General features: G+C 56.2%; 15 protein-coding genes. 7 read left to right on the top strand and 8 right to left on the bottom strand.

The annotated features are described in order from the left end of the window. From N2K86_RS17955 to N2K86_RS17930, 6 genes are all read right to left on the bottom strand, one after another. Entirely contained in the window at positions 1–501 is a 501-nt protein-coding gene (locus N2K86_RS17955; protein ID WP_260659508.1) for a protein disulfide oxidoreductase, read from the bottom strand. Further along, positions 491–1093: a DsbA family protein gene (locus N2K86_RS17950; RefSeq protein ID WP_260659507.1), complete on the bottom strand. Its 603-nt coding sequence runs from the start codon at positions 1091–1093 to the stop codon at positions 491–493. The genes N2K86_RS17955 and N2K86_RS17950 overlap by 11 nt, the downstream gene beginning before the upstream one ends. A gap of 1 nt (position 1094) precedes the next feature. Further along, positions 1095–3104 (bottom strand): protein-disulfide reductase DsbD family protein, encoded by a 2010-nt coding sequence (locus N2K86_RS17945; RefSeq protein WP_260659506.1) that lies wholly within the window; start codon positions 3102–3104, stop codon positions 1095–1097. Between the two features lie 48 nt (positions 3105–3152). After that, the gene (locus N2K86_RS17940; protein ID WP_260659505.1) at positions 3153–3512 is read right to left on the bottom strand and encodes a copper resistance protein; all 360 of its coding nucleotides are present in this window, start codon (positions 3510–3512) and stop codon (positions 3153–3155) included. Positions 3513–3636: 124 nt separating this feature from the next. Further along, positions 3637–5070, bottom strand: a complete 1434-nt coding sequence (bglA, locus tag N2K86_RS17935; RefSeq protein WP_260659504.1) for a 6-phospho-beta-glucosidase BglA — start codon at positions 5068–5070, stop codon at positions 3637–3639. A 116-nt stretch (positions 5071–5186) separates the two neighbouring features. After that, on the bottom strand, positions 5187–5918 hold the full coding sequence (locus N2K86_RS17930; protein ID WP_260661716.1) for a MurR/RpiR family transcriptional regulator: 732 nt from the start codon (positions 5916–5918) through the stop codon (positions 5187–5189). Positions 5919–6184: 266 nt separating this feature from the next. Here N2K86_RS17930 and trhA point away from each other — a divergent pair, with 266 nt between their 5' ends. Then, a complete protein-coding gene (gene trhA, locus N2K86_RS17925) occupies positions 6185–6844 on the top strand; it encodes a PAQR family membrane homeostasis protein TrhA (RefSeq protein ID WP_003863433.1) in 660 nt (219 codons plus the stop codon). Between the two features lie 196 nt (positions 6845–7040). Further along, a complete protein-coding gene (locus N2K86_RS17920; RefSeq protein ID WP_260659428.1) occupies positions 7041–8174 on the top strand; it encodes a DDE-type integrase/transposase/recombinase in 1134 nt (377 codons plus the stop codon). A 78-nt stretch (positions 8175–8252) separates the two neighbouring features. Here the strand turns inward: N2K86_RS17920 and ygfZ are convergent, their stop codons facing one another. Continuing rightward, on the bottom strand, positions 8253–9233 hold the full coding sequence (gene ygfZ / locus N2K86_RS17915; RefSeq protein ID WP_260659503.1) for a tRNA-modifying protein YgfZ: 981 nt from the start codon (positions 9231–9233) through the stop codon (positions 8253–8255). Positions 9234–9527: 294 nt separating this feature from the next. Here ygfZ and sdhE point away from each other — a divergent pair, with 294 nt between their 5' ends. Together sdhE and N2K86_RS17905 are read left to right on the top strand one after the other, a co-directional pair. Then, positions 9528–9794 carry an FAD assembly factor SdhE gene (sdhE, locus tag N2K86_RS17910; protein ID WP_010435322.1) on the top strand — a complete coding sequence of 89 codons (267 nt, stop codon included), beginning with the start codon at positions 9528–9530 and terminating at the stop codon, positions 9792–9794. Beyond that, complete coding sequence (locus N2K86_RS17905) at positions 9775–10185, top strand: protein YgfX (RefSeq protein ID WP_010435320.1); 411 nt, start codon at positions 9775–9777, stop codon at positions 10183–10185. The genes sdhE and N2K86_RS17905 overlap by 20 nt, the downstream gene beginning before the upstream one ends. Before the next feature lie 7 nt (positions 10186–10192). On the opposite strand, the gene fldB is transcribed toward N2K86_RS17905, so the two are convergent. Next, on the bottom strand, positions 10193–10714 hold the full coding sequence (fldB, locus tag N2K86_RS17900) for a flavodoxin FldB (RefSeq protein ID WP_260659502.1): 522 nt from the start codon (positions 10712–10714) through the stop codon (positions 10193–10195). Between the two features lie 101 nt (positions 10715–10815). On the opposite strand from fldB, the gene xerD reads away from it, so the two are divergent. From xerD to recJ, 3 genes are read left to right on the top strand one after another with little or no spacing between them, the layout of a single operon-like run. Then, entirely contained in the window at positions 10816–11712 is an 897-nt protein-coding gene (gene xerD / locus N2K86_RS17895; RefSeq protein ID WP_089600303.1) for a site-specific tyrosine recombinase XerD, read from the top strand. A 28-nt stretch (positions 11713–11740) separates the two neighbouring features. After that, a complete protein-coding gene (gene dsbC / locus N2K86_RS17890) occupies positions 11741–12454 on the top strand; it encodes a bifunctional protein-disulfide isomerase/oxidoreductase DsbC (RefSeq protein WP_260659501.1) in 714 nt (237 codons plus the stop codon). Between the two features lie 5 nt (positions 12455–12459). Next, positions 12460–14193, top strand: a complete 1734-nt coding sequence (recJ, locus tag N2K86_RS17885) for a single-stranded-DNA-specific exonuclease RecJ (protein ID WP_260659500.1) — start codon at positions 12460–12462, stop codon at positions 14191–14193. Positions 14194–14263 lie beyond the last annotated feature (70 nt).

The raw sequence follows: 14263 nt of genomic DNA, 5'->3' as shown, positions 1-14263 counted from the left end.
CTACGACGCCAGCCACAGCCGCAGGCGCATGCCCCAACTGCTGGTCCAGCCGGTGGTGATCGACTTCACCTCCCCGTGAGAGATCACCACCAGCGTGGGCGTGACCTGCACGTCCCACTGGCGAGACAGGCTTCCGCTGGCGTCGCTGATCGTGGGTAACGCCAGCTTCTTCTTCGCCAGCCATCTCTCCAGCGTGGCGTTATCACCGGAGCGCAGTGCAACTGACATCACGTTACCACCTTCTGCGGCAAGTGCCGCTACGGATGGCGTGGTGTAGCGGCATACGCCACACCAGGTTGCCCAGACGTACACCAGCAGCGGACGTTCCTCACTCATGGCGATAAGGTCGACGGGCTGACCGTCGAGCGTTTGCAGCGCGGCTGAGGCGAAATTCTGCGGCAGGGTGGGCTGGCGGAAATAATCTACCGCCAGGCTCACGGCAACGCCGATCAGCAGCCACATTGCCAGCTCGCGCACCAGGCGCGGGAGCTTACTGGCCACGGGCTTGCGTCAGCTGTTCTTTCACCAGCGCCTCCAGATCGTCATAAGGAATAGCCCCGGCGACCATCTGATCGCCAATGATGGTTGCCGGGGTGCCCTGAATGTTCAGCACCTGCGACAGGATCAGGTTCATTTTCAGAGAGTCCATGGTTTTATCCTCCGTCTTAATGCTGTCTGTCCCGGTTTTTGCCTGAGCCGCCGCGATGCTGGCATCGTCGTGATACCCTTTTTTCATCATCAACCGCTGGTGCAGCGCCCAGAATTTATCAGGCTGTTGCTGCCATACTGAAAGCGCCGCTTTTGCCGCATTCACCGAGCTTTGGCCCTTGAACGGTAACAGCTTAACGATGAGCTGCACGTCCGGGTTATCACGCACGATTTTCTCCAGCATGGGGTCGAACTGCTTGCAGTAAGGGCAGTTGTAGTCAGTGAAAGAGACAATAATCAGCTTTGGCGCTTTCGCGCCGGTACGCGGGCTATTGGGGTCGTTGAACAGCAGTTTAGCCAGCTGGTCACTGGACGCGTCATCTGACGGCGCGGCGACGCTGAAGGTGGATAAAGACAGCAGAAGCAAGGCAATAAAGGCTCTCATGTTATTTTCCTTTCGCATCGGACAGGGAGGTAAGCACCGCCTCGCGGCTTAATAACGCAGGCAGCACGTGGCCCTGCGGTAACCCCGGTCCGTAAATCTGGTTAAACGGCACGGCGGCGCTGCCGCGCGTGGTTAAGAACTGACTAATGCTGGCGGAAGGACGGCTCCAGTCTCCGCGCAGGGCGACAATATCCGGTGCGGAAAGCGCATCCTGCACGTCGTCGCGCAGCAGGACGTTGTATTTATTGGCTTTACAGGTCACACACCAGTCGGCGGTCACGTCAACAAACACCCGCTTGTTGTCAGCCAGCGCGCGGGCAATCGCCTCTTCACTCAGCGGCTGCCAGTTCACCCGATCGCGACGGCCATTCTCCCCACCGGGAGCGATAATAAACGCCGCTGCGGCGGCAACGACCAGGGCAAAGGCACCGGCACGCAGCGCGGTTTGCCAGCGGTAGCGCCAGGCGGTAACCAGCAGCAGGATGAGGATCAGCGTCACACCCAGCGTGATGACGGGCCGCGTGCCAATATGCACCACCAGCAGGCTCAGCAGCCACAGGGACGAGCCGAGCATCATCAATCCCAATACCACTCGCACCACGTTCATCCAGCGCCCCGGACGCGGCAGCCTCTGTGCCAGCCCCGGCCAGGCCGCCACCAGCAGCCAGGGAAGGCTCATGCCGACACCCATCGCAAAGAAGATGCCCCACAGTAGCGGGAGCGGTGCCGCCAGCGCAACCGACACGGCAGTACCCAGGAACGGTGCGGTGCAGGGCGTTGCCAGCAGGGTGGCAAACGCGCCTTGCCAGAAATGGCCCGCGAGCCCGTTGCCGCCGCGCGTGGCGAGGAAGGTGCTGGTAGAGGAGGGGAGGCGGATCTCAAATAACCCCAGCAGGCTGGCGCTGAACAGCACCATCACCAGCGCCATCGCAGCGATAAACCACGGGTTCTGGAACTGGATCCCCCAGCCGAGCGCCTGGTTACCTAAGCGCAGCACCGTCATCATGAGTGCCAGCGCGAGGAACGAAATGACGATCCCGCCTACCGAGGCAATAAACTGCCTGCGTATCTGGCCGCGCGCCTGACGTTCGGTTTGCATCAGCGTGCCGAGCTTCATGGCCAGCACGGGCAGTACGCAAGGCATGACGTTAAGGATCAGGCCGCCAGCCAGCGCCATCAGCAGTACCCAGCCTAACGAGAACGCTGGCGTAAGGGTGCCTTTCCCGATATTCAGACTGGACGCCTGCGCCTGACCGCTATCCGCGAGAACGACCGACAGCGTCTTGCCGCTGATATCAGGTGCAGCGTCGCCCCAGCTGTCCGTCACCGGTAGGGTGGCGACAAGCGACCCTCCGCGCACGGAAAAGGTTGGCTTGCCGAAATCAACATCGTCCATGCTGTCGATAAACAGCGAGGGTTGTTGCCAGCCTGCGTCACGTTGTGCGGTCACGGTCAGCTTGCCAGAGGTGTAGCTGGCGCTAAGCGCTGACGTCAATCCGCTGCTGAGCGGTAGCGTGCCCATCGCCCGACTGTAATCGTAGTCAAAGTCGCCGCCCGCGCTGGTCGTCAGATCCAGTGAGAACGGGTAGTCGGTGAGGATACAGACGTTGCTACAGGTAGACAGCGTCAGCACGCCGCTCAGGGTTTTTGGCGACTCGCCACGCAGCGTAATGGGAAAACTCACGTCGCCGTGATAACCCTGCGTGGTGATGCCTGCAACGTCGAAACGCTCGGGCGTAGGCCAGCGCCAGGTGGCATCAACCGGTTGATGCCAGCGAATGGCGGGGGCAACGCCTCCTTCTCCTGGCGAGCGCCAGTAGGTTTTCCAGCCTTTTTCAAGGGCGACATCCAGCAGCAGGCGGGTATCGCCATTATTGTCAGGCTGCGCGCGCAGCCTGACGCTGGCGTGCTGATTATCGGCGGCACGCAGCCAGCCGCTGTCGGCGGCCTGGCTGAGGGGCAGCCATAGCCAAAGCAGGCAGACCAGCAGTCGCCTGAATACAGTAAACATAAATTTTCTCCGTAAATGATGAATTAACCTGATGTGTCAGGCGAATGCTCATTCACGGAAGACGCAGAGTCTTAGATGTACCCGTAATCGGGGCGGGGAGATCTCGCGGGGAGGCCACAGCCGCTCGCGGCGTGGCGGATTTGCGGCCAGCAGCGCAAGAAGCAGGGTGACGGCAAAGAGAGCACCTTCAAACAGTATTGGCGGAACGGCCATCAGCGATTTAGCGCTGAGTTCACAGGGCGTCACCGGTGCGTCGGTACTCTCCTGCCCCTGCTGGACAGGCTGGCTTGCGGCGGTGACGTTCATGACAAGCGCGTGCATCCCGGCCATCCGCTGGGCGGTGCATATCAGCACCACCAGACAGGCCAGGGCAACAAGCAGGGTAGCGTTGCGTTGTCGTTTAATCATTTTCGCCTCAAATATTCACGAGGCTTATCTTATAGGGCACAGACTTTTTGGCAACGCTTAAGCTGTAAAGAAGTGTCTGGAAGGAAAGGCATTTGCCCTCTCCTGAGCAGGAGAGGGCGGTGCATTAGAGGGTTTCGCCGTTGCTGGCAATCACGGTTTTATACCATTCGAAGCTCTTCTTACGGGAGCGAGACATGTCGCCGGTGCCGTCGTCGTGCTTGTTCACGTAGATAAAGCCATAGCGCTTGCTGTACTGACCTGTGGTGAAGGAGACGCAGTCGATGCAGCCCCACGGGGTGTAGCCCATCAGATCCACGCCGTCGTACGTCACGGCCTTCATCATCTCTTCCACGTGGGCGCGCAGGTAGTCGATGCGGTAGTCGTCGTTGATGCTGCCGTCTTCTTCCACTTTGTCGTAGGCGCCGAAACCGTTCTCCACGATAAACAGCGGCTTCTGGTAACGCTCGTACAGTTCACACAGGGAATAACGCAGGCCCACCGGATCAATCTGCCAGCCCCAGTCGGAGGCTTTGACGTGCGGGTTCGGCACGCTGCCTTCGAAGCCGGAAATCGCATCGCCGGTGCCGCCTTCCGCTTTGACCGCGTTGGTCATGTAATAACTGAAGCCCAGATAGTCGCACGTCCCATCACGCAGGATCTGTTCGTCCCCCGCTTCCATTTTGATGGCGAAACCGCGGCGCTCCCACTCGTTCAGCACGTAGGACGGGTAGTAACCGCGCAACTGGACGTCGGTAAAGACGTAGCGCTCGCGCATGGATTCCTGAGCGAACATCACGTCTTCTGGTTTGCAGGAGAACGGATAGAGGGCCACCATCGCCAGCATGCAGCCGACTTTCATCTCCGGGTTGATGCGGCGTGCGGCTTTCACCGCCAGCGCGCTGGCCACGAACTGATGGTGCAGCACCTGGTACATGGTCTCTTCCGGATTGTCGTGTTCGGTATAGACCACGCCGGAGCAGCAGTAACCGAACAGCGGTGCACGCCAGTTACGCTGGTTGTTAATTTCGTTGAAGGTCATCCAGTATTTGACCTTATTTTTGTAGCGCTCAAACACGACTTCAGAGAATCGCACAAAGAAATCGACAACTTTGCGGTTGGTCCAGCCGCCGTACTCCTGCACCAGGTGCAGCGGCATTTCGAAGTGGGAGAGGGTGATGACCGGCTCGATGTTGTACTTCAGCAGCTCGTCGAACATGTCGTCGTAGAACTTCAGTCCCTCTTCGTTTGGCTGCGTTTCATCACCCTTCGGGAAAATGCGCGTCCATGCGATGGAGGTGCGGAAGCACTTAAAGCCCATTTCGGCAAACAGCTTAATGTCTTCTTTGTAGTGGCCGTGAAAATCAACGGCTTCGTGATTTGGGTAGTATTTGCCTTCAATCACTTCCTGAGTGATTTCACGCGGGACGCCGTGGGCGCCGCCGGTCAGGACGTCGCAAATGCTTGGCCCTTTGCCGCCTTTATTCCAGCCGCCTTCAACCTGGTGAGCCGCAACCGCGCCGCCCCATAAAAAATCTTTCGGTAAGGTCAGTTTTTTCATCTTTGCTATTCTCAATTCAGGACTAATTGAAATCGAGTCTAGCAAAGCGAAATTAAATGTCACGATATAACAATTTGTGCGTAATGTGATTTGTTACATCAAAAAAACAGGGTGTTTTATTCTGCTAATTTCTTCGCCAGCTTACGCCCAAGCGATTCCAGAATATAGATAACGGGAATTTGGGTGGTAATATCGTACACGCCGGCAATACGCGTTTGAGGCACATGCCAGGAGAGGTTAAAGTCTGCCAGCTTTGCCAGGCGTGAGTGTTCGTGACTGGTGATAGAGAGCACCTTGCAATGGTGCAGGCTGAACTGGCTGGCAAAGCGCAGGATCTCCTCGGTTTCACCCGAGACAGAGAGCACGATAGCCAGCGCATTTTTTGCCATATCATTGGTGACCGGGAAATAAGGATCGTCGATATGGTTGCTGAATTTTCCGATGTTTGAAAGAAATCGCGCGCCATATTTTGCCAGTGAGCCGGATGTGCCTGCTCCGACAAATATAATTCGCTCCGAAGATATAATAATATCTACTGCGTCATCTAATAAAGCATCAAACTCTTCATTATTGACGCTTTTAAAGAAGCTGATAATTTCACTGGCACCAAAATTGGCCTGCTGTGGTTCATTCTGCTCTAAATAAAGTTTAAAGCGCACGCGGAATTCAGAGTAGCCGTCGCAGTTCAGCTTGCGGCAAAAGCGCAGGATAGTGGTGGTGGAGACGCCAGCCGCGTCCGCCAGTTCGCGGATGGTCATGTACATCACTTTGTCGCGGTTCTTAATGACGTAGTTGTAGACCATCATCTCAAGATTGTTGAGGCTGGCAACGGCGGAATGGGTGAACATACTCACAATGGCTAAACTCGCTGTCGGACACTATGCCTAAAGCATACCATGATGACGAAGAGCGGGAGACGGATTTATCTCCTTGATTACTCAGGTGTTAGTGAAATTATTTACACCTGTGCGGTGGATTGCTTTTACATTACACTGATTTATAAGGATAAATCTTGATTGTGGATTTATTTTAGCTAACAGGTGTTCACTGGAATCATTCTCAGTTAGCATAGTCAGGCGATGAATAATCATCTTTTGTTTTCCCGGAGTTAAGTATGGTAAGCAGACCATTAATCGCACAGGGATATTCGCTGGCTGAGGAAGTAGCCAACAGCATAAGCCACGGCATTGGCCTGGTTTTTGGGATTGTCGGCTTAGTGTTATTGCTGGTACAGGCAGTGGATACCAACGCCAGCGCGATGGCCATTACCAGCTACAGCCTGTATGGCGGGAGTATGATCCTGCTTTTCCTGGCCTCGACGCTGTATCACGCTATTCCCCATCAACGGGCTAAGATCTGGCTCAAAAAATTTGACCACTGCGCTATCTATCTTCTTATTGCAGGCACCTACACGCCGTTTTTGCTGGTGGGATTAAACTCGCCGCTGTCGCGTGGCCTGATGATTGTTATCTGGAGCCTGGCGCTGCTGGGGATCCTGTTTAAGCTGACTATCGCACATCGTTTTAAGGTGCTGTCGTTGGTGACCTATCTGACGATGGGCTGGCTGTCGCTGATTGTGGTATATCAACTGGCGATTAAGCTGGCGGTTGGGGGCGTAACGCTTCTGGCGGTGGGCGGTGTGGTCTACTCGCTGGGCGTGATTTTCTACGTCTGCAAGCGCATTCCGTATAACCATGCCATCTGGCACGGCTTTGTGCTGGGCGGCAGCGTGTGCCACTTCCTGGCGATTTATTTGTATGTGGGGCAGGTGTAGTTTTTTCCACTGTGCGGGCGGTTGCCCTCACCCCGGCCCTCTCCCACAGGGAGAGGGAGGACACCAAAACCGTAGGCCCGGTAAGCGCAGGGTATGAACCGGAAACATGGGTAACACTTTAGACCGGATACATGGGTAACAGTTATAACTGGCATAGAAGAGGAGACTCGCTATGCCCTGGACTGAGACCCGACCTATGCAACGCCTTGATTTTATCCGTGCCTGCCATGCAGGTACGGACTCCTTCTCCGCTCTTTGCCGTCTCTTCGGCATCAGTCGAAAAACCGGCTACAAATGGCTTCAGCGTTTTGACCCCTCTGACCTGTCATCTCTTTCTGACCGGTCGCGCGCTCCGCACTCCCACTCCCGGACAGTTCCTGATGATATCGCCGCACAACTTACGGCCCTGAGGCAAAAACACCCTGACTGGGGCCCCAAAAAACTGCGGATGTGGATGCTCAACCATCATGTCGATTTTACCGTACCTGCTGCCAGCACTATCGGCGATATCCTCAAGCGTGAAGGCCTGGTTCCGGATAAAAAGCGAAAACGCAGAACCCCGGGCAATCGCCAGCCCCTGACGACCATCAGCGAGAATAACCAGGTCTGGAGCGCTGATTTTAAAGGCAAGTTCAGGCTGCTGAGCAGAGAGTACTGCCATCCCTTCACCCTGACCGACAATCACAGCCGGTATCTTCTGAGCTGCCGGGGAACGGACCGGGAGAGCGAGCCCTTCGTCAGAAAGTGCCTGACAGATGCGTTTCTGGAATACGGTCTGCCGGAAGTACTCAGAACCGATAACGGTCAGCCCTTCGCGGGAACAGGGATAGCCGGACTAAGTCGTCTTGCCGTCTGGCTAATCAAGCTGGGCATCAGGCCGGAGCGTATCAGAAAGGGTCATCCGGAAGAAAATGGCCGCCATGAGCGAATGCACCGCACCCTGAAAAGTGCGGTGAAACAGGGCAACACCTTCATGACGATGGAAGAACAACAGCGGTGGTTCAGTGACTACCGGAAAGAATTTAATTACGAAAGGCCACATGAAGCCCTGGCGGGTGCAACGCCCGGAACGGTATGGCAACCCTCGAACCGACGCTGGGATGGCCGTGTTCCTGAATATGTTTACCCGGAAGGAGGTGCGGTCTACAGGGTGAAATCGAGGGGGACACTCTATATGGGGAAAAAGGGGACGGTGTTCCTGAGTGAAGCACTGACTGGCGAATACATCATGCTGGAAGAAAAGGATGATGGCCTGGAGGCCATCATCTTTAATGGAATAACGCTTGCGTACTACGACCGAAAAACCGAGAGTGTGCACCGGATAGACTGAAAAGTGTTACCTATGTTCCCGGTCTGATCTGTCACCTATGTATCCGGTCATACAGCAGCGCCACCGGGCGATACAGCATCAATCTTCCAGTGAATACGGCAGCGGCTCAATGCTGAGCGTGTTTGCATCGTCCCGCACGCGGAACACGCTGTCGGGCTCCATATCGTTATTCATGACGACCTGCACCAGCAGACGACCATCATCCAACTGAACGGCGGCGAGTACCGTGCCGGTACGGCGCCAGTTTTCACCCATTTTCAACTCGAGATCTTCACCTGCTTCCGGAACGCGACTGGCACGGCCCGACAGTGTCCACAGGGCGCGTTTGTTGGCACCGCGGAATTTTGCACGTGCCACCATCTCCTGACCGGTGTAACAGCCTTTCTTAAAGCTGATGCCACCCAACGCCTGGATGTTTGTCGCCTGCGGAATAAACTGCGCGCTGTTCACCGCGTCAATGATGGGCAAACCCGCTTCAATGTTCAGCGCCAGCCACTGTTGGCTGTTATTCAACTGCGCTTCACCGCGCAGGGCTTCGGTCACGCGTTCAGCGGTGGCAGCATCCGTCACCAGCAGGAAACGTTCTGCCGGATGTTCAAACCACAGAATGGACGTAGCACCTTCGCTGACCACCTGTTTTTCCGCATCCGGCAGTTCGCTGAAGAGATTTTTGAGCGCTGCACGCGCCTGGAAACCCGCCACACCCAGCAAAATATGCTCGTCGTCCGGTGCGATGGTGACTTTGGAAAACACAGCATATTTTTTCAGTTCGGTAAGCTGAGCATCACGCAGGCTGCGGCGTTCAATTAAGGCAAACCCATCCTGACGGCGAAACAGGCGCAGATTACTCCACATTTTACCTTTTGGATCGCAGTGTGCCGCCAGCAGGTGCTGGTGTTCAGTTAGTTGCGCAACGTCTGCCGTCACCTGCCCCTGCAGGTATTTTTCGGCGTCGGCACCGGTAAGCGTCGCCAGCGCCCAGTCATCAAGTGTCATCAGCGTCAGCGGCAGACGCGCAGAGGCGGCGGGCTGGCGAGGAGTAAATGGAGTAAATGCCATAGTGATATCCTGAATTGCTTAACGCTTTGATAATGCCTAATGGTAAAAGAGACTACAGCCATTGCAAGCGCTTTCAGCACGCCATTCGTGCCATCGTGCGGTTATGCGTAGCGTCACGCAAAATAATGTAATCCACTGTCTTTAGAGTGGTTATTCTGGAATCCGGCTCGGCGATTGCAATATTCCAGTAAAGAAACGGCCAAAAACACGTTACACTAGCAACTGTTCCCGGAAAGAAATAATGAACACCTAACGGGATACCGACTGTGCCAAACGTAATGCAGGAAACAGAACATGGATATTAACAACAAGGCCCGTATTCACTGGGCGTGCCGTCGCGGCATGCGCGAACTTGATATCTCCATCATGCCGTTCTTTGAATATGAATATGACAGCTTAAGCGATGACGATAAGCGTCTGTTTGTTCGCCTTCTGGAGTCTGACGATCCGGATTTATTCAACTGGCTGATGAATCACGGCAAACCCGCCGACACCGAGTTGCAACGGATGGTGCAATTAATTCAAACACGGAATCGGGAACGTGGTCCTGTGGCAATCTGATCTTCGCGTCTCATGGCGCTCGCAGTGGATGTCATTGTTGCTCCACGGCCTGGTTGCGGCCTTTGTTTTACTGATGCCGTGGCCGCTAAGCTATACGCCTCTGTGGTTATTGCTGCTGTCGTTTGTAGTTTTTGATAGCGTGCGCAGCCAGCGCCGGATCAACGCCCGTCAGGGTGAAATCAAACTGCTGATGGATTCCCGTTTGCGCTGGCAGGGGAAAGAGTGGGAGATTGTCGGTACACCCTGGATGCTTAGCGTTGGCATGATGCTGAGACTGCGTCAGCCTGAAGGTGGTCGTCGCCAGCACCTGTGGCTGGCTGCCGACAGTATGGATGCTGCGGAGTGGCGAGATCTGCGCCGGATGATGTTGCAACAACCGACGCAGGACTAAGTTCGCGTTAGCTGAACTTCTCGGCCATTTCACCCAGAATCTGTTCGCACCAGTTTTGCAGGCGTTCGTCGCTGAGGTCGTACTGGTTGGTTTCATCCAGGGCGAGCCCGACAAACAGCTGACCCTCTGCGATAATCGGTTTTTTGCTGGTGAACTCATAGCCTTCTGTTGGCCAGTAGCCGATAAACGTCGCGCCTTTCGGTGCCAGTTTATCATGCAGCATGCCGAGCGCATCCAGGAACCACTCGCCGTAGCCTAGCTGGTCGCCCATGCCGTACATCGCAATGATTTTACCGTCGAGGTTGAGCGAATCAAGCTGATCCCAGATGGCTTCCCAGTCTTCCTGTATCTCGCCAAAGTCCCAGGTCGGGATGCCAAGGATCAGTACGTCGTACTGTTCCATCAGCGAGACGGCGTCATCTTTCAGGTTATGCAACGTCACCAGTTCCGGGCCGATGATGTCGCGAATTTTTTCCGCTGCCATTTCGGTATAGCAGGTGCTGGAACCATAGAAAAGACCAATATTCATCGCGTAACGTTCTCAATTCTTACTATGACTTTGCGCGTAGTGTACCAGAAACCGATGGCAATCAGGCATAATGCCCGGATTGCAGAATCAAAGAGGTTGATGTGGAAAAGGATCTCGCACTCATCGAACAGTTTCTCGACGCGCTGTGGCTGGAGAAAAACCTGGCCGAAAACACGCTCAGTGCCTATCGGCGCGATCTCACCATGCTGGTGGAATGGCTGGCACACCGGGAACTGACGCTTGAGAGTGTCCAACGCGATGACCTGCAGGCGCTGCTAGGCGAGCGGATGGACGGTGGCTACAAGGCCACCAGCTCCGCACGCCTGCTTAGCGCAATGCGTCGTCTGTTCCAACACCTCTACCGTGAGAAGATCCGTGCGGACGATCCCAGTGCGCTGCTGGCATCGCCTAAACTTCCGCAGCGGCTGCCGAAAGATCTCAGCGAAGCGCAAGTTGAGAGATTATTACAATCACCCGCTGTTGACCTGCCGCTGGAGTTACGCGATAAAGCGATGCTTGAACTATTGTATGCTACCGGCTTGCGCGTTTCGGAACTGGTTGGCCTCACGATGAGCGATATCAGCCTGCGTCAGGGCGTGGTTCGCGTGATAGGTAAAGGGAACAAAGAGCGGCTCGTCCCGCTGGGTGAAGAGGCGGTGTATTGGCTGGAGACGTATCTGGAGCACGGCAGGCCGTGGCTTCTGAATGGCGTTTCTATCGATGTGCTGTTCCCAAGCCAGCGCGCGCAGCAAATGACGCGACAAACCTTCTGGCATCGCATCAAGCATTACGCCACACTGGCAGGCATTGACAGTGAAAAGCTGTCGCCGCACGTTTTGCGTCATGCCTTCGCGACGCATCTGCTAAACCACGGCGCTGATTTGCGCGTGGTGCAGATGCTGTTGGGGCACAGCGATCTCTCAACGACGCAAATTTATACCCATGTCGCGACGGAACGCCTGCGACAGCTACACCAACAGCACCACCCACGCGCGTGAGTGCCGACGAATTGTTACAGGATTAAATATGAAAAAGTCTTTTGCGCTCTTCACCCTGCTGGCAGCCTCTTTTACCGGTTTTGTTCATGCTGACGACGCCGCCATCAAACAGTCTCTGACGAAACTGGGCGTCACCAGCAGCGACATTCAGCCTGCGCCCGTTGCGGGAATGAAAACCGTCTTAACCAACAGCGGTGTGCTGTACGTGACCGAGGACGGAAAGCACATCATTCAGGGGCCGATGTATGACGTGAGCGGCGCGCAGCCGGTCAACGTGACCAACCAGCTGCTGATGAAAAACCTGAACGCGCTCGAAAAAGAGATGATCGTTTATAAAGCGGCGCAGGAAAAACACGTTATTACCGTCTTCACCGACATTACCTGCGGCTACTGCCACAAGCTGCATGAAGAGATGAAAGACTACAACGCGCTGGGCATCACCGTGCGCTATCTGGCCTTCCCACGCGCGGGCGTGCAGAGTCAGCCAGAGCAGGACATGAAGGCTATCTGGTGTGCTAAAGACCGCAACAAGGCCTTTGATGATGCCATGAACGGCAAAGGCGTTAAGCCCGCTTCCTGCGACATTGATATCGCGAATCACTATGCGCTGGGCGTGCAGTTTGGCGTGACCGGTACGCCAGCCATCGTGCTGAGCAACGGCTACGTGGTGCCGGGGTATCAGGGACCAAAAGAGATGAAAGAGTTCCTCGACGCGCACCAGAAACAGACTGCGGGTAAATAATCCGCGTGAAAGCTCCGATAAAACTGCGCCGCCGCGAAGCGGCTGACACGGCTGATTTACCTGACGATCTTTCGCCGCTACTGAAGCGGCTCTATGCCAGCCGCGGTGTGCGAACGGCGGACGATCTTGAGCGTAGCGTTAAAGGTATGCTGCCCTGGCAGCAGCTGAGCGGCGTCGAAAAGGCCACTGAAATGCTCTACAACGCGTTCCGGGAAGGGACGCGGATTGTGGTGGTGGGCGATTTCGATGCCGACGGTGCAACCAGTACTGCACTGAGCGTGCTCAGCCTGCGCGCGCTGGGCTGCGATAACGTCACCTATCTGGTGCCAAACCGCTTTGAAGACGGTTACGGTCTTAGCCCGGAAGTGGTCGATCAGGCTCACGCGCGCGGTGCGCAGATGATCCTGACCGTGGATAACGGGATCTCTTCCCATACGGGTGTCGATCATGCCCATGCGCTGGGGATCCCGGTGCTGGTTACCGATCACCACCTGCCGGGGGAAACCCTGCCTGCCGCCGAAGCTATCATTAACCCCAACCTGCGCGACTGCGATTTCCCGTCGAAGTCCCTGGCCGGTGTCGGCGTGGCGTTTTATCTGATGCTGGCGCTGCGTACGCTGCTGCGCGATAAGGGCTGGTTTGAGTCGCGCGGGATTGCCGTGCCGAACCTGGCCGAATATCTCGACCTGGTGGCGCTGGGTACCGTGGCAGACGTGGTGCCGCTCGACACCAACAACCGCATTTTGACCTGGCAGGGCTTAAGCCGCATCCGGGCGGGCAAGTGCCGTCCGGGGATTAAGGCGCTGCTGGAGATTTCAAACCGCGATCCGCTTAAGCTCGCTGCCAGCGATTTAGGTTTTGCCCTCGGGCCGCGTCTTAACGCCGCCGGACGGCTGGACGATATGTCCGTCGGCGTCGCGCTGCTGCTGTGCGACAACATCGGCGAAGCGCGCGTGCTGGCGAACGAGCTGGACGCCCTGAACCAGACCCGTAAAGAGATCGAGCAGGGGATGCAGGCCGAAGCGTTGACCCTGTGCGAAAAGCTGGAGCACAGCGGCGATATGCTGCCGGGCGGCCTGGCGATGTACCATCCCGAGTGGCATCAGGGCGTGGTCGGCATCCTGGCGTCGCGCATCAAAGAGCGCTTCCACCGTCCGGTGATTGCGTTTGCCCCCGCGGGCGACGGCACGCTGAAAGGCTCCGGTCGTTCAATTCAGGGGCTGCACATGCGCGATGCGCTGGAGCGCCTGGATACGCTTCACCCGGGTCTGATGATCAAGTTTGGCGGTCACGCGATGGCGGCAGGCCTGTCGCTGGAAGAGGCGAAGTTCGACGAGTTTCAGCGACTGTTTGGCGAGCTGGTGACAGACTGGATCGACCCTGCGCTGTTACAGGGCGAAGTGGTCTCTGACGGCGAACTTTCACCGGCTGAAATGACCATGGAGGTGGCCCAGATGCTGCGTGACGCGGGGCCGTGGGGGCAGATGTTCCCGGAACCGCTGTTCGATGGCCGTTTCCGCCTGCTGCAACAGCGAATTGTTGGCGAACGTCACCTGAAAGTGATGGTCGAGCCCACCGGCGGTGGACCGCTGCTGGACGGCATCGCCTTCAACGTTGACACCTCCATGTGGCCGGACAACGGCGTGCGCGAGGTTGAGCTGGCCTATAAGCTTGATATCAACGAGTTTCGCGGCAACCGCTCCCTTCAGATCATCATCGACAATATCTGGCCAATTTAGCGTCAGTAAAGCTACAAAAAAGGGCGTGGATTCGGTACAATCCCGCTCTTATCACCGCATTTTGACAAGC

The sequence above is a fragment of the Enterobacter mori genome (assembly GCF_025244905.1).
GTDB classification, from domain to species: domain Bacteria; phylum Pseudomonadota; class Gammaproteobacteria; order Enterobacterales; family Enterobacteriaceae; genus Enterobacter; species Enterobacter mori_A.
The sequence above is the reverse complement of the archived record's forward strand: the minus strand, read 5'-3'. Positions and strand labels throughout refer to the sequence as shown.

Excerpts from the sequence above, each read along its gene's own strand:
- fldB (WP_260659502.1), bottom strand. The coding sequence starts at position 10,714 with ATGAATATTGGTCTTTTCTATGGTTCCAGCACCTGCTATACCGAAATG.
- N2K86_RS17945 (WP_260659506.1), bottom strand. The coding sequence starts at position 3,104 with ATGTTTACTGTATTCAGGCGACTGCTGGTCTGCCTGCTTTGGCTATGG.
- bglA (WP_260659504.1), bottom strand. The coding sequence starts at position 5,070 with ATGAAAAAACTGACCTTACCGAAAGATTTTTTATGGGGCGGCGCGGTT.
- trhA (WP_003863433.1), top strand. The coding sequence starts at position 6,185 with ATGGTAAGCAGACCATTAATCGCACAGGGATATTCGCTGGCTGAGGAA.
- N2K86_RS17930 (WP_260661716.1), bottom strand. The coding sequence starts at position 5,918 with ATGTTCACCCATTCCGCCGTTGCCAGCCTCAACAATCTTGAGATGATG.
- N2K86_RS17940 (WP_260659505.1), bottom strand. The coding sequence starts at position 3,512 with ATGATTAAACGACAACGCAACGCTACCCTGCTTGTTGCCCTGGCCTGT.
- ygfZ (WP_260659503.1), bottom strand. The coding sequence starts at position 9,233 with ATGGCATTTACTCCATTTACTCCTCGCCAGCCCGCCGCCTCTGCGCGT.
- N2K86_RS17920 (WP_260659428.1), top strand. The coding sequence starts at position 7,041 with ATGCAACGCCTTGATTTTATCCGTGCCTGCCATGCAGGTACGGACTCC.
- sdhE (WP_010435322.1), top strand. The coding sequence starts at position 9,528 with ATGGATATTAACAACAAGGCCCGTATTCACTGGGCGTGCCGTCGCGGC.
- dsbC (WP_260659501.1), top strand. The coding sequence starts at position 11,741 with ATGAAAAAGTCTTTTGCGCTCTTCACCCTGCTGGCAGCCTCTTTTACC.
- N2K86_RS17950 (WP_260659507.1), bottom strand. The coding sequence starts at position 1,093 with ATGAGAGCCTTTATTGCCTTGCTTCTGCTGTCTTTATCCACCTTCAGC.